This window comes from Arthrobacter sp. Cza30, from assembly GCF_059090765.1.
Genome location: NZ_JBNHGA010000004.1, coordinates 587,725 through 614,040 on the forward strand (window position 1 = coordinate 587,725; position 26,316 = coordinate 614,040).

At 71.1% G+C, this 26,316-nt stretch carries 26 protein-coding genes; 7 read left to right on the top strand and 19 right to left on the bottom strand.

Going from position 1 to position 26,316, the window contains the following annotated elements; all coding sequences use genetic code 11:
• Positions 1-40: 40 nt before the first annotated feature.
• The 4 genes from AC5RVZ_RS16415 to smc form a co-directional block, all read right to left on the bottom strand.
• Positions 41-472: an MSMEG_6728 family protein gene (locus AC5RVZ_RS16415; protein WP_494066830.1), complete on the bottom strand. Its 432-nt coding sequence runs from the start codon at positions 470-472 to the stop codon at positions 41-43.
• Positions 473-474: 2 nt separating this feature from the next.
• Positions 475-975: a DUF2004 domain-containing protein gene (locus tag AC5RVZ_RS16420; protein ID WP_494066831.1), complete on the bottom strand. Its 501-nt coding sequence runs from the start codon at positions 973-975 to the stop codon at positions 475-477.
• A gap of 85 nt (positions 976-1,060) precedes the next feature.
• Positions 1,061-1,933, bottom strand: coding sequence for a signal recognition particle-docking protein FtsY (ftsY, locus tag AC5RVZ_RS16425; RefSeq protein WP_494066832.1), 873 nt, complete (start codon positions 1,931-1,933; stop codon positions 1,061-1,063).
• A gap of 40 nt (positions 1,934-1,973) precedes the next feature.
• Entirely contained in the window at positions 1,974-5,555 is a 3,582-nt protein-coding gene (gene smc, locus AC5RVZ_RS16430; RefSeq protein ID WP_494066833.1) for a chromosome segregation protein SMC, read from the bottom strand.
• Positions 5,556-6,036: 481 nt separating this feature from the next.
• Between smc and AC5RVZ_RS16435 the strand changes: the two genes are divergently transcribed.
• The 3 genes from AC5RVZ_RS16435 to AC5RVZ_RS16445 all read left to right on the top strand — a co-directional run bounded on the left by AC5RVZ_RS16435 (position 6,037) and on the right by AC5RVZ_RS16445 (position 8,567).
• Entirely contained in the window at positions 6,037-6,294 is a 258-nt protein-coding gene (locus AC5RVZ_RS16435) for a hypothetical protein (protein ID WP_494066834.1), read from the top strand.
• A 97-nt stretch (positions 6,295-6,391) separates the two neighbouring features.
• Complete coding sequence (locus tag AC5RVZ_RS16440) at positions 6,392-7,474, top strand: GNAT family N-acetyltransferase (RefSeq protein WP_494066835.1); 1,083 nt, start codon at positions 6,392-6,394, stop codon at positions 7,472-7,474.
• Entirely contained in the window at positions 7,467-8,567 is a 1,101-nt protein-coding gene (locus AC5RVZ_RS16445; protein WP_494066836.1) for a GNAT family N-acetyltransferase, read from the top strand. Before AC5RVZ_RS16440 ends, AC5RVZ_RS16445 begins: the two co-directional genes overlap by 8 nt.
• On the opposite strand, the gene mutM is transcribed toward AC5RVZ_RS16445, so the two are convergent.
• The 7 genes from mutM to AC5RVZ_RS16480 form a co-directional block, all read right to left on the bottom strand.
• Positions 8,568-9,551, bottom strand: a complete 984-nt coding sequence (gene mutM, locus AC5RVZ_RS16450) for a bifunctional DNA-formamidopyrimidine glycosylase/DNA-(apurinic or apyrimidinic site) lyase (protein WP_494066837.1) — start codon at positions 9,549-9,551, stop codon at positions 8,568-8,570.
• Positions 9,544-10,245, bottom strand: coding sequence for a ribonuclease III (rnc, locus tag AC5RVZ_RS16455; RefSeq protein WP_494066838.1), 702 nt, complete (start codon positions 10,243-10,245; stop codon positions 9,544-9,546). Before rnc ends, mutM begins: the two co-directional genes overlap by 8 nt.
• Before the next feature lie 19 nt (positions 10,246-10,264).
• On the bottom strand, positions 10,265-10,474 hold the full coding sequence (gene rpmF / locus AC5RVZ_RS16460; protein WP_019179169.1) for a 50S ribosomal protein L32: 210 nt from the start codon (positions 10,472-10,474) through the stop codon (positions 10,265-10,267).
• Positions 10,475-10,506: 32 nt separating this feature from the next.
• A complete protein-coding gene (locus AC5RVZ_RS16465) occupies positions 10,507-10,989 on the bottom strand; it encodes a YceD family protein (protein ID WP_494067000.1) in 483 nt (160 codons plus the stop codon).
• Between the two features lie 122 nt (positions 10,990-11,111).
• On the bottom strand, positions 11,112-11,609 hold the full coding sequence (gene coaD / locus AC5RVZ_RS16470; RefSeq protein WP_494066839.1) for a pantetheine-phosphate adenylyltransferase: 498 nt from the start codon (positions 11,607-11,609) through the stop codon (positions 11,112-11,114).
• A gap of 39 nt (positions 11,610-11,648) precedes the next feature.
• On the bottom strand, positions 11,649-13,811 hold the full coding sequence (locus tag AC5RVZ_RS16475; protein ID WP_494066840.1) for an ATP-dependent DNA helicase RecG: 2,163 nt from the start codon (positions 13,809-13,811) through the stop codon (positions 11,649-11,651).
• Positions 13,812-13,847: 36 nt separating this feature from the next.
• Positions 13,848-14,441, bottom strand: a complete 594-nt coding sequence (locus AC5RVZ_RS16480; protein ID WP_494066841.1) for a DUF3558 domain-containing protein — start codon at positions 14,439-14,441, stop codon at positions 13,848-13,850.
• A gap of 75 nt (positions 14,442-14,516) precedes the next feature.
• Here AC5RVZ_RS16480 and AC5RVZ_RS16485 point away from each other — a divergent pair, with 75 nt between their 5' ends.
• The gene (locus AC5RVZ_RS16485) at positions 14,517-15,086 is read left to right on the top strand and encodes an RsmD family RNA methyltransferase (RefSeq protein ID WP_494066842.1); all 570 of its coding nucleotides are present in this window, start codon (positions 14,517-14,519) and stop codon (positions 15,084-15,086) included.
• Between the two features lie 4 nt (positions 15,087-15,090).
• On the opposite strand, the gene thiL is transcribed toward AC5RVZ_RS16485, so the two are convergent.
• On the bottom strand, positions 15,091-16,086 hold the full coding sequence (thiL, locus tag AC5RVZ_RS16490; protein ID WP_494066843.1) for a thiamine-phosphate kinase: 996 nt from the start codon (positions 16,084-16,086) through the stop codon (positions 15,091-15,093).
• A gap of 56 nt (positions 16,087-16,142) precedes the next feature.
• Between thiL and AC5RVZ_RS16495 the strand changes: the two genes are divergently transcribed.
• Positions 16,143-16,625, top strand: coding sequence for a DUF3515 family protein (locus AC5RVZ_RS16495; RefSeq protein WP_494066844.1), 483 nt, complete (start codon positions 16,143-16,145; stop codon positions 16,623-16,625).
• On the opposite strand, the gene AC5RVZ_RS16500 is transcribed toward AC5RVZ_RS16495, so the two are convergent.
• From AC5RVZ_RS16500 to AC5RVZ_RS16530, 7 genes are all read right to left on the bottom strand, one after another.
• Entirely contained in the window at positions 16,594-17,724 is a 1,131-nt protein-coding gene (locus tag AC5RVZ_RS16500) for a D-alanine--D-alanine ligase family protein (RefSeq protein WP_494066845.1), read from the bottom strand. The genes AC5RVZ_RS16495 and AC5RVZ_RS16500 overlap by 32 nt on opposite strands.
• Entirely contained in the window at positions 17,624-18,760 is a 1,137-nt protein-coding gene (locus AC5RVZ_RS16505; RefSeq protein ID WP_494066846.1) for an NAD(P)H-dependent glycerol-3-phosphate dehydrogenase, read from the bottom strand. Before AC5RVZ_RS16505 ends, AC5RVZ_RS16500 begins: the two co-directional genes overlap by 101 nt.
• Positions 18,750-19,526: a lysophospholipid acyltransferase family protein gene (locus AC5RVZ_RS16510; protein WP_494067001.1), complete on the bottom strand. Its 777-nt coding sequence runs from the start codon at positions 19,524-19,526 to the stop codon at positions 18,750-18,752. The genes AC5RVZ_RS16505 and AC5RVZ_RS16510 overlap by 11 nt, the downstream gene beginning before the upstream one ends.
• Positions 19,523-20,893, bottom strand: a complete 1,371-nt coding sequence (gene murA, locus AC5RVZ_RS16515; protein ID WP_494066847.1) for a UDP-N-acetylglucosamine 1-carboxyvinyltransferase — start codon at positions 20,891-20,893, stop codon at positions 19,523-19,525. The genes AC5RVZ_RS16510 and murA overlap by 4 nt, the downstream gene beginning before the upstream one ends.
• A gap of 72 nt (positions 20,894-20,965) precedes the next feature.
• Complete coding sequence (gene leuD / locus AC5RVZ_RS16520) at positions 20,966-21,562, bottom strand: 3-isopropylmalate dehydratase small subunit (RefSeq protein WP_494066848.1); 597 nt, start codon at positions 21,560-21,562, stop codon at positions 20,966-20,968.
• A 1-nt stretch (position 21,563) separates the two neighbouring features.
• Entirely contained in the window at positions 21,564-23,042 is a 1,479-nt protein-coding gene (leuC, locus tag AC5RVZ_RS16525; RefSeq protein WP_494066849.1) for a 3-isopropylmalate dehydratase large subunit, read from the bottom strand.
• Between the two features lie 126 nt (positions 23,043-23,168).
• Complete coding sequence (locus AC5RVZ_RS16530) at positions 23,169-24,287, bottom strand: TerC family protein (protein WP_494066850.1); 1,119 nt, start codon at positions 24,285-24,287, stop codon at positions 23,169-23,171.
• 286 nt (positions 24,288-24,573) lie between these two features.
• On the opposite strand from AC5RVZ_RS16530, the gene AC5RVZ_RS16535 reads away from it, so the two are divergent.
• Together AC5RVZ_RS16535 and AC5RVZ_RS16540 are read left to right on the top strand one after the other, a co-directional pair.
• Complete coding sequence (locus AC5RVZ_RS16535; protein ID WP_494066851.1) at positions 24,574-25,131, top strand: RNA polymerase sigma factor; 558 nt, start codon at positions 24,574-24,576, stop codon at positions 25,129-25,131.
• Complete coding sequence (locus AC5RVZ_RS16540) at positions 25,128-26,261, top strand: DUF4349 domain-containing protein (protein ID WP_494066852.1); 1,134 nt, start codon at positions 25,128-25,130, stop codon at positions 26,259-26,261. The genes AC5RVZ_RS16535 and AC5RVZ_RS16540 overlap by 4 nt, the downstream gene beginning before the upstream one ends.
• Positions 26,262-26,316: the final 55 nt, after the last annotated feature.

Here is a 26,316-nt window from a genome sequence, read left to right on the forward strand (position 1 = left end):
GCGTGGCGCGGCGCACCGGGTGGGCTGCGCCGCGCCGCCGTCACGGCGTGGGCCACACGTAGGGCAGGTCGTCGGGGATGTCGCCGAACAGCGGCCGATAGAACGCCGGGTCCTTGCGCACGAGGTTCGAGCGATGCGACAGGTGGAACGCCGGGTCGCCGAGCCACCACGGCAGCTCCAGCTGCTCCTGAGGGAGCCCGTCGACCTCGGGGGCGAACTCGAGCAGCTGCGCGCGCACCGTGTCGGCGCGGCCGAGCGCGATCCACGCGTCGGTCATCGCCAGCCCGTACGCCACCAGCGCAGGAAGCCGCCCTGCCCACATCTTCGCCGCGGGGTGATGCCGCCACCCGTAGCCGGGCACCGTGTTGGCCCGCAGCAGCTGGAGCGTCTCCACCCGCTGCTTGCCGAGCCTCACCGGGTCCAGGACCGCGGCGGATCCTGCGAAGGACGGGTAGGGCAGGAAGGTCTGCACATTCAGTCGGCGCTGGTGACCGAGAGCACGTCGCCGTCGGAGCCGAGGTTGACCAGCAGCACGTCGTCGGTGGCGTCGGGGTCCAGCGCGTACTCGAGGACGGCGAAGGGGTCCGCGCCGCCGTGCTCGTCGGCGAGGATCGTCATGCTCATCAGCTGCAGCGAGCGGATGACGTCGATGTGGACGTCGCCGGAGATGTCCACGAGCACGTCCTCGAGACCCTCGCCGAGCGTCTCCTGCTGCTGCAGGATGTACTCGGTGACCTCGCTCGTGCGGTCGCTCAGCTCGTTGACCATGGCGTTGCGAGCGCTGCGGTCGATGGCCTCGAGCGACGAGATGAGTCCGGCCGCGACGTCCAGCGCCGCCTCGGAGACGTCCTCCTGGTCCGGCGCGGTCAGATCGACCGTGACCGACTGGTCTCCCATCTCCACCGTCTCGGACCAGAAGATCGATCCGTCCGGTCCGGATTCGAGGAGTCCGAAGTAGTCGTGCTCGATCGCCATGTCCCCATGAAACAACAACGACGGTCCCTTGGATAGCCCGCAGCCCGCGCGCCGCGGCATCCGTTCCGAAACAGCGCGCGCGGCGTCAGTCCACGAGCGCGGCGGCGAAGACGTGCGGCGTGAATCCGGTCAGATCGCCGATGCCCTCGCCCTGTCCGAGCAGCTTCACCGGGATGCCGGTGCGCTCCTGCACCGCCAGGACGAAACCGCCCTTGGCGGAGCCGTCGAGCTTGGTGATCACCAGCCCCGTGACGCCCGCGTGCTCGAGGAAGGCCTGCGCCTGCAGCACGCCGTTCTGGCCGGTCGTGGCATCGAGCACGAGCAGCACTTCGCTGATGGGCGCCTGCTTCTCGATGACCCGGCGGATCTTGCCGAGCTCGTCCATGAGGCCGCCCTTGGTGTGCAGGCGGCCGGCGGTGTCGACCAGCACGATCTCGGTGCCCGTTCGCTTGGCGTACTCGATGGTCTGGAAGGCCACCGACGCAGGGTCCTGTCCTTCCTGCTGGGGCCGGACGATGGTGGCGCCGCCGCGCTCGGCCCACGTCGCCAGCTGATCGACCGCGGCGGCGCGGAAGGTGTCGGCGGCGCCGACGACCACCGATCGCCCGTAGCGCTGCAGGAACTTCGCGAACTTGCCGATCGTCGTCGTCTTGCCCACACCGTTGACGCCGACCACGAGCACGACCGCCGGACGCTCGGTGAGCCGCAGCGTCGTGTCGAACTTCGCGAAGTGCTCCTCGAGCGTCTCCTTCAGCATGCGCTGGAGGTCGCGAGGGTCGGTCGTGCGGTACCGGTCCACCTTCTCGCGCAGCTCGTCGACGATGCGCTCGGTGATGTCGGGTCCGAAATCGGCGGTCAGCAGCGCCGTCTCGAGGTCCTCCCACGTGTTCTCGTCGATCGTGGGCTTGACGAACATGCCGCGCAGCGCGCGTCCGAGCGACCAGGAGCTCTGTGCCATGCCCCCAGCCTATTAGCGCCGCCCCACCGCCCCGGGCGGGTCAGCCGGCGACGCGCTCGCCGATGCGCTGGCCGACGACGGCCGATACGCCGTCCTGCCTCATGGACACGCCGTACAGGGCGTCGGCGATCTCCATCGTCCGCTTCTGGTGCGTGATGACGATGAGCTGGCTCGAGGAGCGCAGCTGCTCGAAGACCCCCAGGAGCCGTCCCAGGTTCGCGTCGTCCAGAGCCGCCTCCACCTCGTCGAGGATGTAGAACGGGCTCGGGCGCGCCTTGAAGATCGCGGTCAGAAGCGCCACGGCGGCAAGCGACCGCTCCCCGCCCGAGAGCAGCGAGAGGCGCTCGATCTTCTTGCCCACCGGACGCACGGCCACCTCGATGCCCGTGGTGAGCGGCTCGTCCGGGTTCGTGAGCGAGATGCTGCCGGTGCCGCCGGGGAACAGGATCGGGAAGACCTCGCCGAACGCCGCCTTGGTGTCCTCGAACGCCGCGAGGAAGATCGACTGCATGCGCTCGTCGAGCTCTTCGATGATCGTCAGGAGGTCCTTGCGCGTCTGCTGGAGGTCGGCGAGCTGCTCCGTCATGAATCTGTGGCGCTGCTCCAGCGCGGCGAACTCCTCGAGCGCGAGCGGGTTGACCCGTCCCAGCTGCGCGAGCTTGCGCTCGGCGTCCTGCAGGCGTCGCTTCTGCTGGGCACGGTCGTACGGGACGGATGCCTCGGCCGGCGAATCGGCCTCCTCCTGCATGCCAACGTCGCCGGCGTCGTTCGTCGGACGTCCTGATCCTCCGACGCCCGGATCGGCGGGGACCGGCTGATCGGGCCCGTATTCCGAAACGAGAATGCTTTCGTCGAGCCCGAGCTCGGAGTGGACGCGCTCGAGCAGCCCGGTGACGTGCAGGCGCTTCTCGTGGATCTGCAGCTCGAGGCTGTGGACGCTCTCGGTGAGTCCGGCGAGCCTCTCCCGCACACCCGCCTCCTGCGCCCGCAGGTCGGCCAGCTCGACGGTCACCGCTGTGCGCGCGGACTCCGCGGCGGCGAGCTCGGCGCGCGCCTGGGCCAGCGACCTGTCCACGGAGTCGATCACCGCGGGCAGCTGCGCGGCGACGCCCGCGGCGATCTCACGCTGCGCGCGCCGGATCACGGCCCGGCGCGCCGCCTCGGCGGCCGCCTCCCGCTCGCGCTCCCGCTGTCGCTCGAGCCCCGCCACGCGCGCTTCCCCGGCCCGGATGCGCTCGCGAAGCGTCTCGACATCGAGTCGTGCCCGCATCTCGGCATCCCGCGCCGCTTCGAGCGCGGCCAGCATGCCGTCGCGGGCGGAGGCATCCAGGATCGGGCGCGGGGCCTCGAGCGCGGCCGTGAGCTGCTCCTGCGCCGACCGGGCGGACGCCTCCGCCTCCTCCACCGCTGCGGTCGCCTGCGCCACCCCTGCGGCCAGGCGCTCGCATTCTGCGACCGCCGCCTCGTGACGGACGGTCGCGCGGTTCACCTGCTCGGCGTGGGCGGCCAAAGCCGCGTCGTGCTCCCGCAGCGTCGCCAGGGCGGTCTTGGTCCGATGCCGCGCCGCATCGAGGCTCGCCGCGGCGTCGGCGAGCGCGGCGCGCAGCGAGTCGGCGACCACGGCGATCTCCGCCCGACGCTCGGCCGCGGCATCCCGTTCGGCGGCCAGTTCCAGGCGGGACCGCGACGCACCGGTGCCCGCGCGCAGCGACTGCGCGGTGTACACCTCGCCGGCCCGCGTGACGATGGTCAGCGAGGGGCTCTCGACGGCGGTGAGGACGGGCGACGCCGCCCGCGCGGCCTCGAGGTCATCGGCGACGAGCACGGAGGACAGCAGGCCGAGGACGCCGTCGGGCGCCTTCACCACGTCGCGCGCGGGGACGATGCCCGCCGCCTCCGGCAGCACGGGGCGGTGCGGCGTCGCGTCGGAGAACACGATGTCGACGACGCCGACGTCCGCGCCGCGGACCAGCTCGGCGAGCCGGAAGGCGTCGGCGCCGGTGTCGACGAGGACGCCCTCGGCGACGGGGCCCAGCACCGCGGCGATCGCGGCCTCGTAGCCGTGCTGCACCTGCACGGCGTCGCCCACGAGACCACGGACTCCGTCGAGGTCCTGTGCGATGAGGGCCGATGCCGCGTTCTTGACATCGAGCGCGCGGCCGAGCGCAGCGGTCTGGGCGGTGAGCGCCTCGTGTTCGCGCTCGGCGGCGTGGAGCCGCTCGCGCAGCGCGGCGACCTGCGCCTCGGCCTCCGATGCCTCGCGCTGTGCGCGCTCGTACTCGGCGGCGTGGTCGGCCGCGGCGCTCTCGGGAACGAGGTCGGGATCGAGGCCCGCGAGCTGCTCCTCGGCCTCGGCACGACGGGCCAGCGCGGCGTCGAGGGCGCGCTGCTGCCGATCGACCGCCGCGCGCACGGCCGCCAGCGCCGACGCGGCGGCCTCCGCGGTGCCCCGCAGCGCGGTGATCCGCATGTCGTGCTCGGACACGAGGGCGCTCTGGGCCGAGATGTCGGCGTCGAGCGCGTCGAGTTCGGCACGTGCGCGCACGACGTCGCGCGCGGCCTCGGCGGCGGCATCCTGCGCTGTACCGAGGCCGTCCGAGATCGCGCCGATCTCGGCGCGGGCCTCGTCGATCATCGCCTGCGAGACGGTCGTCAGCTCGATGCGGTCCTCGTCCTCGGCGTCCCCGAGCAGAGCGAGGCGCTGTCCCGCGAGCGCGTACAGGCTCCGCAGGCGCTGCTGCACCCGTTCGAGCCCGTGGGCGACGTGCCGAGCCCTGTCGACGGCCTCGGAGCGCTGATCGGCTTCGAGCTGCTCGATCCGCACGCGGGCGTTGTCGAGGCGCTCCTGCAGGACCATCCGCTCGGCGTGACGCTCGTGCTCGCTCCTCGCGGCCGCCGCGAGCTCGGCGCGCAGGCCGACCAGCTCGTCGGCGAACAGCCGTGCCTTGGCGTCGCGCACGACGGCCGCGATGGTGGCGGCCTCTCGAGCGATCTCCGCCTGACGACCGAGCGGCTTCAGCTGACGCCGCAGCTCTCCGGCCAGATCGCTCAGCCGCGTGAGGTTCGCCTCCATCGCATCGAGCTTGCGCAGCGTCTTCTCCTTGCGCCGCCGATGCTTGAGGATCCCGGCCGCTTCCTCGATGAAGCCGCGCCGGTCCTCAGGGGTGGCCTGCAGCACGCTGTCGAGGCGACCCTGCCCGACGATGACATGCATCTCACGGCCGAGACCGGAGTCGCTCAGGAGCTCCTGGACGTCCAACAGCCGGCACGATTGGCCGTTGATGGCGTACTCGCTGGTCCCGTTGCGGAAGAGCGTCCGGCTGATCGTGACCTCGGAGTACTCGATCGGCAGGGCGCCGTCGCTGTTGTCGATGGTCAACTGCACCTCGGCGCGACCGAGCGGACCGCGCGTCGCGGTCCCGGCGAAGATGACGTCCTCCATCTTGCCGCCGCGCAGCGTCTTGGCGCCCTGCTCGCCCATCACCCACGCCAGCGCGTCGACGACGTTCGACTTGCCGGACCCGTTCGGACCGACGATCGCGGTGACCCCGGGCTCGAACGCGAAGGTCGTCGGCTGCGCGAACGACTTGAACCCTTTGAGCGTCAGGCTCTTCAGGTGCATGGATTCGCCTTCCGACCCGGTTGATTACCCGCCTACGCTACCCGAGCGCACGCCCGATCCCGTGCAGGCGAGCCGGTCGTCGGGCCGGGCGGCGACACGCCCGCTGTCCATCCAATCTGGAAAAACGCTTGACGCCGACTCGGACACCGCGCTAATGTCACTCTCCGCGTCTGAAGTCGAGAAAGGAGGTCCCCGATGATGCTCATGAACACCACTGGAATCGCCGCCCGCAACGGCGGTGCGATCCGTGCGTTCGCGCTGGGGACCGTCTCCTTCGGCGCGCGACCCGGCTGCTTCCGTACAGCCGGCTGAACCCCGCAGGGGAGAACTCTGCCCGCTTCCGGGCGATTCCTCGCTGCGCCGCCCCCGCTCTCCGGGGCGCTGAGCGCATCTCCTGCCTCCCGCCCGTCGTGCTGCGGCACGGCATCTCCGCCTCGCGCGTCCGCCCGAGGCATCCCTTCCCATCGGAAAGAGAACCACCATGAACACCACCGCATTCGCGCCGCAGCGCCCGTCGGGCGTCCCCGATACGCTGCGGCTGCAAAGCCGCGACGCTCGCGTCACGCTCCTGGACCGCTTCGCGCTGCACGTCGGCCTCCGGCTGCTGCTGTGGAGCACGCGGACGTCGCGGCTCGCCGACGACCGCGCCGGTCACGCGGCAGCCTTCCGGCACCGCCGCGACGCCGAGTCGCGTGAGCGTCGCTATCTGCGCGAGGCCCTCCTCGCTCCACGGCTGTGACAGCCGTCGGGCCCGCCGCCCGTCTCCGGGCGGGCGGCGGGCTCCTTCACGATCGATCGCCGATCCCCACCGCACCCTCCCATCGTCAGGACACGACATGAAGACGCTCACCGACATCACCTTCCGCCCGCTTCCCGTCCCTTCCACGATGGATGCCCCGGGCGGCGAGGACTTCGCCGAGATGGTGCGCCTCCGCAACGCCATCTACCGGGAGCTGTCCGGGCACGACGATCACCGCATCGAGGCCGACGAGCTGCTCCCCCACTACCAGCCGACCGAGTACGAGCGTCGCCTGGGGTGGCTCGTGATCGACGACGGCACGGCGATCGGCCGCATCGGCCTGGACCTCCCCAGCGAGAAGGACTCCAAGGTCGCCTTCTGGCTGATCGAGCTGCTGCGCGAGAGGTGGGGCCGGGGCATCGGCTCCGCGGCGTACGAGCTGGTGGAGGCCATCGCCCGCGAGAACGGTCGCACCGTGCTGCAGACGTGGGCCGAGCACCCTGCTGCAGACGGCCCGCGCCTGGCGCCGCCGACGGGCTTCGGCGAGATCCCCGAGGATCACATGGCGCGCTTCCTGGTGCGCCATGGATACACGCTCGAGCAGGTCGAGCGGAACAGCGCCTTCGACCTGACCGGCCCGTTCGAGCGCGTCGAGCAGCTGCTCGCGGAGGCGCGCGCGGCGTCGCAGGACTACCGCGTGGTCCAGTGGTTCGCTCCCACTCCTGCCGAATTCGTCGAGGGCTACGCCTGGATGAAGTCGCGGATGTCGACCGACGCCCCCAGCGCCGCTCTCGAATTCGACGAGGAGGCGTGGGATGCCGCGCGCCTGGCGCAGCACGACGCGCGGTACACCGACAGCGGTCGCACGCTGCAGGTCACCGCAGCGCAGCACATCGCGACGGGTCGGCTGTGCGCGTTCAACGAGCTCGTGATCGGCAAGGACCGGACGGCCGCTTCGCATCAGGAGGACACGCTGGTGCTGAAGGAGCACCGCGGACACAAGCTGGGAACGCTCGTGAAGTGCGCGGGGCTGCTGTCATGGCGGGACGTCGCGCCGCAGTCTCCTCGCGTGCTGACGTACAACGCCGAGGAGAACCGCCCGATGCTCGACATCAACGAGGCGATCGGGTTCGTGCCGATCGCGTACAACGGCGCATGGAAGAAGGTCCTCGATGACTGACACGACGACCGCCGGCACCCTGACGGTTCGTGCCGTCCCGGTGCCGTCGACGCTCGACGATCCCGACGCCCGGCTCTTCCTGGAGCTGGTCCGCATCGCCAATGCGGTGTGCCTGCACGAGACCGGTCACGACCATCTGCGGGAGGAACCCGAGGAGGTCCTGGGGTTCTGGCATGACCAGACCGACTGGACGCAGCTGGGCTTCGCGGTCCTCCGTCAGGAGGAGGTGCTGGGCGTGGTGAAGCTCATGATCTCGACCGATCCCGACGCCACGGCGCTGGAGTTCGACCTCATGGTGGACCCGCCGCACCGCGGCGTCGGCGCCGAGGAGGCGCTGCTGGCCGAGGTCGAGCGCGAGGCGCGCGAGCGACACCTGCGCGTGATCCAGACCTGGACGCTGCACCGGCCGGGAACCGCCGGCGATCGCCTCGTGCCCTCGACGGGACGGGGGTCGATTCCCGCGGACGACGCGCAGACCGTCTTCCTGGTGCGCACCGGGTTCAGCCTCGAGCAGGTGGAGCGCAACAGCGTCTTCGACCTCACCGGGGACATGGCGCCGATCGAGCGGATGCTCGCCGAGGCGGTGCGAGCCGCCGGCCCGGACTACCGCACGGTGGTGTGGACGTCGCCGACACCGCCGGCGTATGCCGAAGGCTTCGCGCAGGTGCTCGCACGGATGTCCACCGACGCACCGCAGGGCGGACTGGTGATCGACGAGCAGCGCTGGGACGTCGCCCGCGTCGAGCGGCGCGACGCCCGCCTGCGTGCTCAGGGTCTGACCGTCTCGGTCGCGGCGGTGGTGCACGAGCCGACGGGGACCATCGCCGCCTACAACGAGCTGGCCATCGGCGAGGATCCCACCGCCGCGACCCAGCAGTACGGCACGCTGGTGCTCCGGGAGCACCGGGGTCACCGGCTCGGAACGATCGTCAAGTGCGCGAACCTGCTGCGCTGGCGCGAGATCGCACCGCGGTCGCCGCGCGTGTCGACGTTCAACGCGGAGGAGAACCGGCACATGCTCGACATCAACGAGGCGATCGGGTTCGTGCCGCTGTCGTACGCCGGCGCATGGAAGAAGGTGCTCGACGACTGATCAGGCGGGCGCCGACGGGGGCCGCGCCGACGCTCCCAGGCGCTCCGGGCGTCGGGCCGGCGGTGCCTGGAGGGGGCGCGGGAGCCGCTGGCACCGCGGGCAGAAGTGGCTCGACCTGTTCGCGAACGACACACGCACGATCGGACGGCCGCATCGGGGACACGCCTGGCCGGTGCGGCCGTACGCGTTCAGCGAGTGGGCGAAGTAGCCCGCCTGCCCGTTCACGTTCACGTACTGCGCGTCGAAGCTCGTCCCGCCCTCGGCGAGGGCCTTCTCGAGGACGTGCCGCACCTCGGTGACCAGGCGCGTCACGGTGCGCGTCGACAGCGTCTTCGAAGGGGTCTCCGGGTGGATGCGGGAGGCCCAGAGGGACTCGTCCGCGTAGATGTTGCCGACACCGCTGACGACCGTCTGGTCCAGCAGGACCCGCTTGATCGCCGAGTCCTTGCGCGCGAGGGCCCGGCGGAAGGCGTCGGCCGAGAACGCGGGGTCGAGCGGGTCACGCGCGATGTGCGACACCTGCACGGGGAGGGATGCCTCCACCGCGCCGGATCCCCCGGGCTCACCGTCGGCCGTGGGTACGAGGTCGTCGACGGCCAGCGAACCGAACAGCCGTTGATCGGCGAACACCACCGCGATCTCGCCGTGGATGGGATGTGCGATGTCGAGACGGATGCGCTCGTGGCGCTGCGCGGGCGCTCCGGGCGGCCGCAGCAGCAGCTGCCCGCTCATGCCGAGGTGACCGACGACGGCGTCCACCGGCTCCTTCCCGGCGGGCGGCTCCAGCGGCAGCCACAGGAACTTCCCGCGACGAGCGGCACCGCGGATGACCCGCCCGGCGAGGATGGACTCGAATCCGCCGGCGTCTCCCCGGTGCCGCGTGAGCGCCCGGTCGTCGAAGACCGACACGGCCAGGATCTTCGCACCGGTCACCGCGGGCTCGAGGCCGGCGCGGACGACCTCGACCTCGGGCAGCTCAGGCACGCCCGCTGAGATCCTTCCAGGCCTTCAGGGCGGCGGCCATCTCGGCCTGCTTCTTGCTCGTGCCGTTGCCCTCCGACACGACATCCCCGATCAGCACCGTCGCGGTGAACTGGCGGTCGTGATCGGGCCCGCTCGCGGTCACCGAGTACACCGGCGGCAGCAGCCCCCGGTGCGCGGCGAGCTCCTGCAGGCTCGTCTTCGGATCCATGGCCGCGCCGTAGCGCTCGGGGTCGGCGAGGAGCGGTTCGACGAGCCGCAGCACCAGCGCGGTCGCGGCATCCGATCCCGCCGACAGGTAGGTCGCCCCGAAGACGGCCTCCATCGTGTCGGCGAGGATCGAGTCCTTGTCGCGTCCTCCGGTGAGGTCCTCGCCGCGACCGAGCAGAAGATGGCGGCCGAGCCCGATGCCCCGCGCGATCTCGGCCAGCGCGACGGTCGAGACGACGCTGGCGCGTCGCTTGGCGAGCGCCCCCTCATCCAGCTCGGGGTGAGCGGTGTACAGGCGCACCGTCACCGCCAGCCCCAGCACCGAGTCACCCAGGAACTCCAGGCGTTCGTTGTGCGGGCCCTGACCGTGCTCGTAGGCCCACGAGCGATGCGTCAGCGCGAGCGACAGAAGCTCGGGGTCGATGTCGACTCCGAGCTTCTGCGTGAGCTCTGCGAGCGCCGTGCGCTCGGCCGCGACGTCCGTCACGTCGGATCGTGCAAGACGATCAGACGTCGGCGACCTTGCGGCCCTTGTACTCGAGGAACAGCTCCGTGCCCTGCGAGTCGGTCACGACCTTGGCCTGGTGCGGACGGCTGTAGACGACCTTGCCGTTCTCGATGGTCTTGACCAGCGTGGGCGCCTCGGCCTTCCACTGCGCACGACGCGAGCGCGTGTTGGAACGGGAGACCTTCCGCTTCGGGGGGTTGCCTGCCATAGCTTGCTCTTCTCTGTGTTCTCGACGCCGTTTCAGCCGCGGGAGCGCGGTGCTTCGTCGTCGTGGTCCGTGGTGAAGTCCTGGAGCGCAGCCCACCGTGGATCGACGGGCGCACGCTGCTCATAGCCGGGACGGTCGGCCAGCCGCTCGCCCGTGGCCGGGTCGAGGCCGGGGCAATCCGGCTGACACACCGGCTGAAACGGAAGCGCCAGGACGACCGCTTCCCTGACCAGAGTTTCAAGATCCACGTGGTCGTCTTGAACCTCGAAGTCAGTTTCTTCCTGCCCAGGATACGCGAAAAGCTCCTGAAACTCGACTTCGAGGGGCTCGGCGATGTCGATGAGGCACCGTCCGCAGATGCCGGTGTACTCGGTGTCGACGCTGCCCGAGGCGAGGATGCCCTCGTGCACGGACTCCAGCCGGACGTCCACCGCGACCGGCTCGCCCTCGACCACCGACACCAGACCCTCGCCCCACTTCGCCGGCGACGGCACGTCGAGCGAGTGCTCTCGCATCTCACCGGGTCGGTGCACGATGTCGCGGACCGGGAGCACGAAGGGACCCGTCACATGCTTTCTGACCACGATCCACCATCGTACCGGCGCCGGCTCCCGCGAGGGCCGGCCGGCGGCGGCAGTCAGATCCCGCGCGCGCCGGTGTCGAGGAATCGCGCGACAGGAGGCGGCACGAACGGCGAGACGTCTCCGCCCAGCGACGCCACCTGGCGCACCAGGGAACTGGAGACCAGCGCGTTGGCGGGGTCGGGAAGCAGGAACACCGTCTCGACGTGGGCCAGGTGACGGTTCACGATCGCCATCGGGGTCTCGTACGCCACGTCCACCTGCGAGCGGATGCCTTTCACGAGTACGCTCGCGCCCACGTCGGTGGCGTAGTCCACGAGCAGGCCCATGCTCCATGAGGCGACGACGACGTCGCCGTCGATGTCGCTCTCGGCGATCGACTGCTCCAGCAGCGCCTGCCGCTGTGCGATCGGCAGCATGGCCTCCTTGCCGGGATTGTGCACCACCAGCACGTGCAGCTGGTCGTACAGGCCGGCCGCACGACGGATGACGTCGAGGTGACCGAGGGTCGGCGGGTCGAACGATCCAGGGACGACGGCGATCCGCGTGCTCATGCACTCAGCCTATCCGGCGCCGCGGCCGCCCCCCGGCTGTCAGTTCTTCGCCAGCGCGGCCCGCTCGGCCATGCCCACGTTGCGCTCGAGCGCGGCCGCGAGCCCCGGATGCTGCAGCAGCGCGGGATCCGCGGCGAGCACGTCTTCGGCGGCGACCCGGGCCTCGGCGATCAGGTCGGCGTCCTTCACGACCCGCAGCAGGCGCAGCGACGAGCGCGCCCCGGACTGCGCATCGCCCAGCACGTCGCCTTCGCCCCGCAGCTCCAGGTCGACCTCGGCGAGGGCGAAGCCGTCGAGTGTCGACGCGACGGCGTCGACACGGTCGCGAGCCGGGGTGCCCGCGGGCGCCTCCGTGACGAGCAGGCACAGTCCCGGCAGCGAACCGCGACCGACCCGGCCACGGAGCTGGTGCAGCTGGGAGACGCCGAAGCGGTCCGCCTCCAGGATGACCATCGTCGACGCGTTGGGCACGTCCACGCCCACCTCGACGACGGTGGTGGCCACCAGGACGTCGACCTCGCCGCGGGCGAACGCCTGCATCACGGCATCCTTCTCGTCGGAGGGCATCTTGCCGTGGAGGATCGCCACGCGGATCGCGCTGAACGACTCGTGACGAGACAGCAGATCCGCGACCTGCACGACGCCCCAGCGGGTGCGCGCCGCCTGCCCTTCGTCGGGGCCGGCGAACTCATCGGCGGTCTCGTCCTTCGTGAGGGCATCGGCGTCGATGGCGGCGCACACCACGAAGGCCTGGCGCCCCTGGCCGACCTCCTCGGCGATGCGCTCCCACACGCGCGCGAACCACGCCGGCCGCTCGGAGAGCGGCGCCACGAACGTCTCGATCCCGGACCGTCCCGACGGCATGGTCCGGATCGTCGACACGTCGAGGTCGCCGAAGACCGTCATCGCCACGGTGCGGGGAATCGGCGTGGCCGTCAACACGAGCACGTGCGGGGCCGAGCCCTTGGCACGCAGGGACTCCCGCTGGTCGACTCCGAAGCGGTGCTGCTCGTCCACCACGACCAGCCCGAGGTCGGCGAAGGTCGTGCTCTCGCTCAGCAGGGCGTGCGTTCCCACGACGATGCGGGCCTGACCCGACGCCGCGCGCAGCGCCGCCTTGCGACGTTCGGCCGCGGGCAGCTGGCCGGTCAGGAGGGTCGGCATGAGCTCCGGCGCGAGCTGGGGACCCAGCATCCGGGCGATCGAGCGGACATGCTGCGCCGCGAGCACCTCGGTCGGCGCGATGAGGGCGGACTGCCCGCCGCCCTCGGCGACCTGCAGCATCGCGCGGAGGGCGACGAGCGTCTTGCCGGAGCCCACCTCGCCCTGCACGAGGCGATTCATCGGCCAGTCGCCCTGCAGGTCCCGCGTGATCTGGTCGCCGACGCTGATCTGGTCGGGGGTCCGCGGGAAGGGCAGCGCGGCGTCGAAGCGCTCGAGCAGCGCGCCGGGAGCGCGCCTGGTCGCCGACAGCGCCCGCACGGACGCCCGCTGCTGCAGGAGCGCGACCTGGAGGACGAACGCCTCCTGCATGCGCAGCGTCGCGCGGGCAGGCTCGATCTCGTCGAAGGACGCCGGCCGGTGGATCTGCTCGATCGCCGCGCGGGCCTGGAGCAGTCCGTGGCGCGCGCGCAGGTCGGCGGGCAGCGGCTCGGGCACCTCGCCCAGACCGTCCAGCACCAGCGCGACGATCTTCTGCAGCTGCCAGCTCGAGACGGTGCTGGTGGCCGGATAGATCGGGATGGGGAGGCTCACGTTCGCCTCCGCCGTGGCACGCGCCGTCTCGACGTCGTCGAACAGCTCGTAATCGGGGTGCGCGAGCTGCTTCGCCCCGCGGTACTCCCCCACCTTGCCGGCGAAGATGCCCCGGCGCCCCGGCTGCAGATCGCGCAGGCGCCATGCCTGGTTGAAGAAGGTCAGCGACAGATCGCCCTGACCGTCGCTGATGACGACCTCCAGGAGCGAGCCGTTGCGGTTCTTCATCCGCCGCTCGCCCGCGCGCCGCACCTCGGCCACGATCGTGACGGGCTCCCCGACCGGCAGCGAGGAGATCGGCGTGAGCTCGCCACGGCGCGCATACCGACGCGGGTAGTGGGCCAGCAGATCGCCGACGGTCCTCATCCCGAACGCCCGCTCGAGCGCGGCGGCGGTCTTCCCGCCGACTGCCCCGTCCAGGCGCGAGTCGAGGGTGAAGGACGCCATGGCACGAGTCTAGATTCCCGCGCCGACGCGCTCTCGTCAGCCGAAGACGCCCTGAACGATGTCCGAGAGGAAGGCGCGCCCGTTCCGGTTGGACGTCGACAGATAGATCCACACGTTCTCGCGCGCCACGATCATCTCCTCCGTGTCCGGGCCCTGCCCCGGCAGGTCGCAGAAGTCGGCGCCGAAGTCGTCCGAGACCTGGCAGGAGTATCCCTGAGCCGGAAGGTCCGACACCGCCGCCGTCACGGCCTCGGGTGTCGCCGTGCTGATCAGCAGCAGCATCCCGGTCGCATCGCCGACGATCCAGTCGCACCCGAGGGCCAGGGTCGCCCCTTCGGGCGACGGCCGGACGAAGCCCGCGCCGTCGCCCTGCAGGGTCATGTCCCCCACCGCCTCCTCGCGCGCGGCGGCGGTGCCCACGTCGTCGCAGTCGGTCGGGAGGTTCGCCGACGGTGCGGCATCGGTGGCCGTGGGCGTCGGACTCGGCGAGACCGTCGTGCGGGATGCCGAGGGCGAGGGGCTCGGCATCCCGCCGTTCCCCGAGCAGCCGGCCAGCAGCAGGGCGGCGAGGACGGCGCTCGTGGCAGCGGTGAAGCATCGCATCGTGACGGACATGGTTCCCCCGATCATCGGCCGGCTTCTGGCGCCGATCCTAGGGGCGGACCCGCGCCCCGGGGCGGACGCGCCGCCGGATATCGTGAGAAGGTGACGCGCATCATCGCCGGCCGGGCCGGGTCGATCGTCCTGGACGTGCCGGACGCGGGCACCCGCCCCACGAGCGACCGGGTGCGCGAGTCGCTGTTCGGTGCACTGGAGTCCGCGGGCGTGCTCCGCGACGCGGCCGTGGTCGACCTGTATGCGGGGTCCGGCGCGCTGGCTCTCGAGGCGATCAGCCGGGGCGCCGCCTCGGCCGATCTCGTCGAGAAGGCGCCGCGTGCGGCCGCCGTCGCCCAGCGCAACGCCGCGCGCGTCGTGCGAGCGCTCGGCGCGCACACCGCGATCCGCGTGCATCGCAGCACGGCCGACACGTTCCTGCGCAGCGCCGCCGGTCCGTACTCCATCGCCTTCCTCGATCCGCCGTACGACGTGAGCGAGACCGCGCTCGCGGAGACTTTGCGTCTGCTCGTCCCGCTCCTGTCCGACGGTGCGGACGTGATCATCGAGCGCGCCTCCCGCTCGCCCGCACCGTCGCTGCCGCCGGGGCTTGTCGCCATCCGCTCGAAGCGCTACGGCGACACCACCGTCTGGTGGGCGACGACCGCGGATGCGGCGTGACTGATCAGCCGGTGCGCGCGTCCCAATCGCGGTAGGGATCCCATCCGCTCCGCCCCGTCGGCGGGGCGCCGTCGACGAGCACGGCATGCTCGGACGGGGGCAGGACGGCGCCCACCCGGTGGAACCCCGGCGGCACCGCAGGTGCGGCGGGGAACGTCGCCAGCAGCGCGTGATCCTCGCCGCCGGTCAGGGCCGCCGCGACGTCGTGGCCGAGGGCAGTCGAGTCCAGCGACAGGGTGACGCCGGAGGCCGTGGCGAGCCTCGAGGCATCCAGCAGGAGCCCATCGGAGACGTCCATCATCGCCGTCGCCCCGGCGTCGGCGGCCACGGGACCGAGCGCGACCGGCGGCGACGGTCGCAGCTGCGCGCGGACGTCGTCGCGTTCGGCCTCGCTGAGGGACCGCTCGTCCACGGGAACGGGGGCGCCGGCTGCATCGGTGAACCGCTCGAAGAGGACCCGAAGACCGCGATCCGCGCGGCCGAGCGTCCCGGCCACGGCGACGACGTCGCCCGGCCGCGCCCCCGAGCGGCGGACCGGCGGGCGACCGGCGAGGGCGCCGAGCGCGGTGACGGCGACCGTGAGGGTGTCCGACACCGTGAGGTCCCCTCCTTCGACGGCGCAGCCGGGTGCCAGCTCCTCGCAGGCCGAGCGCAGCCCCTCGGCCAGCGCGGTGACGAACGACAGCCGCGTGCTGTCAGGCATGGCGAGGGCCACCAGCAGCGCCGTGGGCGTGGCACCCATGGCCGCGATGTCGGCGAGGTTCACGGCGGCGGCCTTGAACCCGAGGTCGAATCCGCTGGACCAGGCCAGGCGGAAGTCCGGCCCGTGCACGAGGGTGTCCACGCTTGCGACGATCCGGCCGTCCGCCGCCGCGAGCACCGCGGCATCGTCGCCGGGCCCCACCTCCGCGGACGAGCCCGGGAGACGTTCGAGGATGCGCGCGAGGATGGCGCCTTCGCTCAGCTCGCCGACCGTCGGGTCGTCGCGGGATTCGACCATCCCTCCACGCTACCGCGGGCCGGGCGGGCGGCTCGGGCGCGGGTTAGCCTGGAACGGTGCGCCGCCTTTCCGCCATCGCTCTCGCCGCCGCGCTCATCGCCGGCATCGGCCTGACCGGATGCTCCACGACCGTCAACCTCGACCCCGCCGAAGGCGCCGGCGATCCGGCCTGCGCGGAAGTGAGCGTGCGGCTCCCGGGATCGGTCGCCGATCAGCCGCGGCGCTGGACCGACGCGCAGGCCACCGGAGCATGGGGCGACCCGTCCTCCATCCTGTTGCGGTGCGGTGTGACGCCTCCCGGACCCACCGACGCGCGGTGCATCACGATCGGCGGCGTGGACTGGATCGTCGACGAGTCCCAGGCACCGCGCTACCTCGTCACCACCTACGGCCGGGTGCCCGCCGTCGAGGTGTACATCGACAACGAGGCGGTCTCCCCCAACGATGCGCTCGGCGAGCTGGGCGTCGCCGTCGCGGCGGCCACGACCGTCGAGGGCGAGTGCACACTCACCGAGGAGCTGCTGCCCGAGCAGAGCTGACCGGGCTCGATGCCGCGCGCGCCAGGGCGGTGTCGATCAGCTCCGAGATGAGCTCCGGGTAGGTCATGCCCGACGCGATCCAGCACTTGGGGAACATCGAGATGGGCGTGAAGCCCGGCATCGTGTTGAGCTCGTTGACGTACAGGCCGTCGGCCGTGAGGAAGAAGTCGACCCGTGCGAGCCCGCGGCCGTCCACCGCTTCGAAGGCGCGCACGCCGAGCTCCTGGATCGCCGCCGTCTCGGCATCGGTCAGCTGCGCCGGGCACACCACCTCGGCGCCTTCACCGCCGAGGTACTTGCCTTCGAAGTCGTAGAACTCCCGCGTCGTGAGGACGATCTCACCGGGCAGCGAGGCGCGCGCCCGCGCACCGTCGCGACCTTCCAGGATCGCCACCTCGACCTCGCGGCCCACGATGGCGGTCTCGATGAGGACCTTGTCGTCCTCGGCGAACGCGAGGGCGAGCGCGTCGTCGAGCTCGGAGGCGTCGTGCACCTTCGACACGCCGACGCTCGAGCCGGCACGGGCGGGCTTGACGAAGGACGGTTCCCCGAGGGCTGCGGCATCCGCGCGCACGCCGTCCGGATCGGCCTCCCAGCGCGACCGCGTGATCGTCACCCACGGGGCGACCGGCACGCCGGCGGCGGCGAGGACGATCTTCATGAAGTGCTTGTCCATGCACAGCGCCGAATCCAGGACACCTCCGCCGGCGTACGGGATGCCGAGGGTGTCGAGGAACCCCTGCACGGTGCCGTCCTCCCCGTGGACGCCGTGCAGGATCGGCAGCACGGCGTCGAGTCGCCCGACCTCGTCGACCGAGCCGTCCATGCGGCGCACCCGGAGCGTCCGGTCGGCGCCGCCTTCGGGCCACAGCACGCGCGTGCCGTTGTCCACGACCTCCGGGAGGCGCTGCGCGTCCAGAGCGAACTTGTCGGGATCGTCGTCCTCGAGCACGAACACGCCCTCACGCGTGATCCCCACCGGGATCACGCGGAAGCGGTCACGGTCGATCGCTCGCAGCACCCCGCCCGCCGTTGCGGAACTGATCGAGTGCTCGCTGGATCGACCGCCAAAGAGCACCGCCACCGCCGGCTTGTCCATTCTGCGTCCTCTCGCCCTGGGGAGTGTCGTCGTCCGTCGTGAGATGCGGTGCGATGTCGCGCGGGTTCATCGTGCCGTCGAGCACCATCTTCACCTGCTCGACGATGGGCATCTCCACGCCCACCTCGCGCGCGAGCTGCAGGATCGGTGCGACCGACGCCAGGCCCTCCGCAGTCTGATTCATCTGCTTGACGACGTCGTCGAAGCGGTAGCCCTGTCCGAGCAGACGCCCGGCGGTGTTGTTCCGGCTCAGCGGCGACTGGCACGTGGCGATGAGGTCGCCCAGGCCCGCCAGTCCCTGCAGGGTCTCCGGCTGCGCACCGAATGCCACCGCGAAATCGGTCATCTCGACCAGGCCGCGCGTGATGATCGACGCCTTGGTGTTCTCGCCGTAGCCGACGCCGTCGACGATGCCGATCGCGACGGCGATCAGGTTCTTCAGCACGCCGCCGAACTCGGTGCCGATGACGTCGGTGTTCACGAACGTGCGGAAGTAGCGGTTGCGCGAGCGCCGCGCGACCGCCTCGGCCGTCTCCTGGCTGGTGGAGGAGATGACCGCGGCCGTGGGCTGCTCGCGCGCGATCTCGAGCGCCAGGTTCGGACCGGACGCGACGGCGATGCGGGCCGGGTCGCAGTCCAGCTCCTGCTCGATCACCTGGCTCATCCGCAGACCGGTGCGGCGTTCGACGCCCTTCATGAGCGACACGATCGGCGCGTCCGTGCGCGCGATCAGGGGGCGCACCGCCTTGAGGTTCTGTCGGACCGCCTGGCTGGGAATCGAGAGGTACACCTGTTCGGCGCCCTCCAGCGCCTCGGAGAGGTGGTGCGTCGCGTGCATCGAACGCGGCAGGTTGATCCCCGGCAGGTACTCGCTGTTGCGCTTGGCCTCCTGGATCTCGCTGGCGAGCTCCGGCCTGCGTGCCCACATGGTCACGTGCGCGCCGCCGTCGGCGAGGATCTTCCCGAACGTCGTGCCCCAGCTGCCGGCACCGACCACCGCGACGCGCGGGCGCGCGGCATCCTGTCTACGACTCAAGGCGCCCCGTCTCCCTCTGCCCGTGGTCGGCGGGGTTCCAGCGCTCGGCGGGCGCCGGCTCGCCGCGCAGCTGCGACAGCAGCCCCGCGATCTCGGCCATGACCTCGTCGGTCGCTGCCGCAAGCGCAGCAGGCTGACCGGCGACGCCCGGCACGGCCGACACGTCGATCGGGTCGCCGATGACCACCTGCACCCGGCGGCGGAGCGGCCACAGGCGCAGCTTGCCGTAGCGCGGCAGGATCTCCTGCGCGCCCCAGTGCGCCATCGGGATCACCGGGATGCCGCCGGCCACCGCGAGGCGGACTGCGCCGGTCTTGCCGCGCATCGGCCACAGGTCCGGGTCGCGCGTGAGCGAGCCCTCCGGGTAGACGATCACCCCGCGCCCGTGCCGCACCAGCTCCTGCGAGCTCTCCAGCGTCTGACGCGCGCCGGCGTGGGACGACGCGCGCGCCACGGGGACCATGCCCGTCGCACGCAGGATCGAGCCGAGCACGGGGACGCGGAACAGGCTCTCCTTCGCCATGAACCGGGGCGCGCGTCCCAGACGCCACACCGCCACCGCGACGATCAGAGGATCGATCTCGCTCATGTGGTTCGGCGCGAGCACGAAGGCGCCCTGCCGGGGCAGCTTCTCGCCCCCCATCACCTCGACGCGCGCGAGCAGCCCGACGGCGGGCACGACGAGCGCTGCGAGGGGCCAGAACAGGCTGGGGCGGGTCTTCTCCCGGGAGGCTCGGGGATGCGGCGGCGACGCGCTCACGATCAGCCGACGACGTCGAAGTCGGCGCCGAGGGTCTCGAGCTTGGTCAAGAACTTCTCGTAGCCGCGGCGGATGATCCCGATGTTGCGGACGACCGACTCGCCCTCGGCGGCCAGTGCAGCGATCACGTAGCTGTAGCCGCCCCGCAGGTCGGGGACGACGACGTCCGCGCCATGCAGCGGGGTGGGTCCGTTGATCACGGCCGCCTGCTCCAGCGCCCGACGCGGCACGCGACGATCCGGCGCATCGATGCCGTGGGGGTGCACGACGATGTCGGCCCCCATCTGGTTCAGGGCAGCCGTGAAGCCGAGCCGGTTCTCGTACACCGTCTCGTGCACGACCGACTGTCCCTCGGCCTGGGTGAGGGCCACGATCAGGGGCTGCTGCCAGTCGGTCATGAAGCCCGGGTGCACGTCGGTCTCGACGGTGACGGGCTTGAGGGCGCCGCCGCGACGGAACTGGATGCCGTCCTCGCGCACGTCGAACCAGCCGCCGACCTTGCGGAAGACGTTGAGGAAGGTCAGCATCTCCTGCTGGCGCGCTCCGCCGACGAAGATGTCGCCGTCGGTCGCGAGCGCTGCGCATGCCCACGAAGCCGCCTCGTTGCGATCGAAGATCGCACGGTGGTCGTACCCGCGCAGGGAATCGACCCCCTCGATGAGGATGACGCGGTTCGGCTCGTAGGAGATGATCGCGCCCATCTTCTGCAGCACCGCGATGAGGTCCATGATCTCGGGTTCGATCGCGGCGTTGCGCAGCTCCGTGACGCCCTTGGCCCGCACCGCGGTCAGGAGGACCTGCTCGGTGGCGCCGACGCTCGGATACGGCAGCTCGATGTTGGCGCCGGTGAGGCCGTTGGGCGCGGTGATGCGGATGCCCTCGTAGCTCTTGTCGACCACGGCGCCGAAGGCGCGCAGGGCGTCCATGTGGAAGTTGATCGGACGGTCGCCGATGCGGCATCCACCGAGGTCCGGGATGAGGGCCTCGCCGAGGAGGTGCAGCAGCGGCCCGCAGAACAGGATCGGGATGCGGGACGCGCCGGCGTGAGCGTCGATCTCCTCGAAGTGCGCCGTCACGGCGCCGCTGGGATCGAGGTGGATCGTGCCTTCCTCGTCGCCGTCCTCGACGCGCACGCCGTGCACCTCGAGGAGCGACCGGACGACCTTCACGTCGCTGATGTCGGGGACATCGCGCAGCGTGCTCGTCGTCTCTCCGAGGAGGGCGGCGACCATCGCCTTGGTGACGAGGTTCTTCGCCCCCTTCACTTCGACACGACCGGTCAGGGGGCGGCCGCCGCGGATCGCGAGGACCTCTCCTGCCAGATCCTTCTCTGCCGACTTGGGGTCGGTGGCGCGTCCGAGAAGCGACTTCATCCGGTGGACCTCACTTGTTGCTCGAGGGGCGGCTGCGGCGGTCGAATGCCCGGGTGAGGCGTTCGACCTGACTCACGGAACAGGAAGCGTCCGCGGCCGCCACGCCTCTCGGCGAGCCTCGAACTGCGCGATCTTGTCCTCCTCGCGCAGGGTGAGCCCGATGTCGTCGAGCCCTTCGAGAAGCCGCCACCTAGTGTAATCGTCGATCTCGAACGAGAGCTGAAGGCCCGCCGCTCGGACCTGCCGGGCCTCGAGGTCGACCGTCAGCTCGGCTCCGGGGTGCTCGTCCAGCAGCGCCCAGATGCTCTCGAGGTCGGCTTCGGAGATGACACCCGTGACGAGCCCCTGCTTGCCCGCGTTGCCGCGGAAGATGTCGGCGAACTTGGGGCTCAGCACCACCTTGAAGCCGTAGTCGCGCAGCGCCCACACCGCGTGCTCGCGGCTGGAGCCGGTGCCGAAGTCGGGCCCTGTCACGAGGATGCTGGCGCCGGCGTACGCCGGCTGGTTCAGCACGAACTCCGGGTCCTGCCGCCAGTTGGCGAACAGCGCGTCCTCGAACCCGGTCTTCGTGACCCGCTTGAGGTACACGGCGGGGATGATCTGGTCGGTGTCGACGGCCGAGCGCTTCAGCGCAGCGGCGACACCGGTGTGCGTGACGAACTTCTCCATGTCAGCGGACCTCCGTCCCTGCGATCGGCGACGCGGCGACCGGTTCACCGAGATCCGAGGGGCTCGAGAGCGTCCCCCGCACGGCGGTGGCGGCGGCCACCAGCGGCGACACCAGATGGGTGCGGCCGCCCTTGCCCTGACGTCCCTCGAAGTTGCGGTTGCTCGTCGAGGCGCACCGCTCCCCCGGCGCGAGCTGGTCGGGGTTCATGCCCAGGCACATCGAGCAGCCCGCGAAGCGCCACTCGGCGCCGAACTCCTCGAACACCTTGTGCAGGCCCTCGGCCTCGGCCTCCAGACGCACCCGCGCCGACCCGGGGACCACCATGACGCGCACCCCGTCCGCCTTCTTGCGGCCCTTGATGACCGATGCGAACGCGCGCAGGTCCTCGATGCGGCTGTTGGTGCACGAGCCCATGAAGACCGCGTCCACCGGGATGTCCTTCAGGGGCGTCCCGGGGGTGAGGTCCATGTACTCCAGCGCGCGCTCGGCGGCGGCGCGATCGTTCGGGTCGGCGAAGTCCTCGGGAGCGGGGACGACGTCGCCGAGCGACACGCCCTGCCCGGGGTTGGTCCCCCACGTCACGAACGGCTCGAGCTCGTCGGCGTCGAGGAACACCTCGGCGTCGTAGACGGCGCCTTCGTCGCTGGGAAGCGTCCGCCAGTAGGCGACCGCGTCATCCCAGTCCTGCCCCCGGGGCGCGTGCGGGCGTCCCTTCAGGTACGCGAAGGTCGTCTCGTCGGGGGCGACCATGCCTGCACGGGCGCCCGCCTCGATCGACATGTTGCAGATCGTCATGCGGCCTTCCATCGACAGCGAGCGGATGGCGCTGCCGCGGAACTCCAGCACGTACCCCTGACCGCCGTTGGTGCCGATCTTCGCGATGACGGCCAGGATGATGTCCTTCGCCGTCACCCCGGGCTTGAGCTCGCCCTCGACGGTGATCGCCATCGTCTTGAAGGGCTTCAGCGGCAGCGTCTGCGTCGCCAGGACGTGCTCCACCTCGCTGGTGCCGATGCCGAACGCCATCGCACCGAACGCGCCGTGCGTCGAGGTGTGGGAGTCGCCGCACACGACGGTGATGCCGGGCATCGTCAGCCCCAGCTGCGGGCCGACGACGTGCACGATGCCCTGCTCGCGGTCGCCGAGGGAGTGCAGCCGCACGCCGAACTCCTCGGCGTTGCGCCGCAGCGTCTCGATCTGCGTGCGACTGGTGAGGTCGGCGATCGGCTTGTCGATGTCGAGCGTCGGGGTGTTGTGGTCCTCGGTCGCGATCGTGAGGTCCAGGCGCCGCACCGGGCGCCCCTCGGCCCGCAGGCCGTCGAAGGCCTGGGGGCTCGTCACCTCGTGCACGAGGTGCAGGTCGATGTAGATGAGGTCGGGCTGGCCGTCCTGCCCCTTCACGACGACGTGGTCGTCCCACACCTTCTCCGCCAGCGTGCGGGGGTGATCGGGGATGCCTGCGGCGGCGGTCGTGCTCATTGCTCTGTTCGTTCTCCTGGAGAAGGGATCAAGCCCGCGACGAACTCCGCGACGAGGGAGGCCTGGGGACTAGGACTCGTCGCGGCCGCTAAGGAGAAGGCGAGCGATCCGCACCGCCTCAGGGTATCACCGCTCCGTGGGACGCTGATCCACGGTGGACGGCGTCCCCTTCTCCTCAGCCACCGCCTCGGCGGCCGCCTCGACCTCGGGCGGAGCGCCCGTGCCGTCGTCGACGACGCCGGCCGTGGCATCCGTCCGTCCCAGCCGCCTGTCGCGCGCGGAGGCGATGAGGCTCGCCGCCGTCGCCACCGCCATCGACACGACGATGACGCCCAGCGACATCCACGTCGAGATCACCGGGACCCACTCGATGTGCTGGCCGCCGTTGATGAACGGCAGCTCGTTCTCGTGCATCGCGTGGAAGACCAGCTTGACGCCGATGAAGGCGAGGATGAACGCGATGCCGTAGTGCAGGTAGCGCAGGCGGTCCAGGAGGTCGCCCAGCAGGAAGTACAGCTGACGCAGACCCATCAGCGCGAAGATGTTCGCGGTGAACACGATGAACGGGCTGGTCGTGATGCCGAAGATCGCCGGAATGGAGTCGATGGCGAACAGGAGGTCGGTGACGCCGATCGCCGCGAAGACGATGATCATCGGCGTCCACATCTTCTTGCCGTCGACCACGGTGCGGATCTTCGCGCCGTCGTAGGAGTCGCTGATGTCGATCGTGCGACGGAGCAGGCGCACGACGAAGTTCTCCTGCTTGACATCGTCATCGTGGTCGCCGCCGGGGAAGGCCTGACGGATGGCCGTCCAGATCAGGAAGGCGCCGAAGAGGTAGAATACCCAGCTGAACTGCTCGATGATCGCCGCGCCGAGCAGGATGAACAGACCCCGCAGCACGAGGGCGATGATGATGCCCACCATCAGCACCTCCTGCTGATAGCGGCGCGGGACGGAGAACTGGGTCATGATCAGCACGAACACGAACAGGTTGTCGATCGACAGGCTGTACTCCGTGAGCCAGCCGGCGACGAACTGACCGGCGTACTCGCCGCCGGCGAAGACCCACATCAGGCCCGCGAAGATGAGCGCGAGCGTGACGTAGAAGACGACCCAGAGGGTCGACTCCTTGGTCGACGGGATGTGCGGTCGCTTGAGGATCAGCAGCAGGTCGGCGACCAGGATCAGGGTCAGGATCACCAGGGATCCGATTTCGAACCACAGCGGGAGTTCGAGGTCCATGCAGGGCCTTTCGCGGGGAGGATCGGAGGGTCGGTCGATACCGAAAGTCTCTCCCCGCGGCCGTTCCCACCGGACCGGTCCGCGTCGCACACCCGGGGTCGCACTGTCGAGACCCGTGATGACGGATGCGCGCTGTCGGGATACTCCCTCTCGCTCGCACAAGGATACAGGCACGGTGAGAGTGCTCCGGTCGCGTGAGACGATCGGCGCCGCGCGGACACTGACCGGGTGAGAGACAATGAGCACCGCGACGCCGCTGCGGCGCCGGAGTGGGCGGAGGATCGGGATGGCAGAGGACGGCACGCGCGATGACGCTGCGCTCGTGGCCCTGGCCGCGAGTGGCAGCGAGCACGCGTTCCGCACGCTCTACCGCGCCTACGTGCGCCCCGTGTACTGGCTGGCCCACGGACTGGTCGGCAGCCGCGCCGATGCCGAGGAGGTCACGCAGGAGACCTTCCTGGTGGCCTGGCGGAAGCTTCCCGGCCTGGAACTCGCGGGTGACTCGCTGCTGCCGTGGCTGGCGACCGTGTGCCGACTGCAGGCGGCCAATCGCGTCCGGCGGCTCAAGCGCGACCGCGAGCACACCGCGGCGGTCGCGGACGAGTTCCTGCCGGCGACCGTGGACGTCGAGCAGCAGGTCATCGACAGCGAGCTCGCCGAGGCGATCGTCCGGGAGGTCGCGGGTCTGGGCCCGCTCGACAGGGACATCTTCCGCCTCTGCGCGGTGCAGGGGTACGCCTATCAGGCGGCCGCCGACGAGCTCGGCATCGCCCACGGCGTCGTGCGCAACCGTCTCTCCCGCATCCGCACGCGACTGCGGACCGTCGTGAAGGAGAGCACATGAACACGCAGCATCCCGCCGGTGGGATCTCGCTGCCCGAGCTCGCCGACGAGCGCGTGGACGAGATCGAGGAGGCGCTGTTCGCCGACATCGCCCGCGAACGCTCCGCGGATCGGCGCCGCCGGCTGCGCCGCGGGCGGGCGTGGCTCGCCGGTGGCGCCGCCGCCGCGATCGTCGTGGTGGCGGCGGTGCTCGCGCCCAGCGTCGGGGCGATCATCAGCGGCGCACGCGACGAGGCTCTTGTCGCCCCGGCGGGCGGCTCCGACCCGGGGATCGCGCTGGACGCTCCGCCCTCTCCGGGCGCCGGCGACACGCGTTCGCTGAGCGAAGGCGGTGCGGCGAGCACCGAATCGTCCGCGGCGGACGTCGCCGCCGGCCGCGACATCGTCATTACCGCGTCCGCGGCGCTCGCCGTCGACGACGTCGAGACGGCGGCGCAGGCGATCGGCGACGCCGCCGTCGCGCGCGGCGGCTATGTCGAGTCCATGACCATCGACCGCGACGGCGCGGTGCAGCCGCCTGACTCGGGCGGCGGCGCCGCCGACGCCGTGACGCCGTACCCGTACCCGGGGTCCTCCGTGACGGTGCGGGTGCCCGCCGACGCACTGCCCGCGCTCGTGTCCGATCTGTCCGAGTTCGGTCAGGTCACGTCGTCCGCCATCAACCGCCAGGACGTCACCGACCAGACCGTCGATCTTCGGGCCCGGATCGACGCGGCGCAGGCATCGGTGGATCGCCTGACGGCCTTGATGGCCCAGGCGCAGAATGTCAGCGACCTCATCGCGGCCGAATCGGCCCTGTCCGAGAGGCAGGCCCTGCTGGAGTCCTACCAGCAGCAGCTGGCGATGCTCGAGGATCAGGTGGAGCTGTCGTCACTCACCGTGTCGCTCGCTCCGGCGGTCGAGAGGGTGGAGGCGGATCCGGCCGGGTTCGCCGATGGGCTCCTGGCGGGATGGAACGGACTGGTCGCGACGCTGAACGGCATCGTGATCGCTCTCGGCTTCCTCCTGCCGTGGCTGCTCGTCGCGGCGGTCGCCGCGCTGGTGGTGTGGGGCGTCGTGCGGTTGGTGCGCCGTCGCCGGCGGGCGGCGGAAGCGGATGCCTCGCCGCCGCGAGCACCTCGCGACCAGTAGCGGCCACACCGGCGCCGCGGTGTCAATGGGCTTCTGCGGCGCCGGAGGGCCCGCC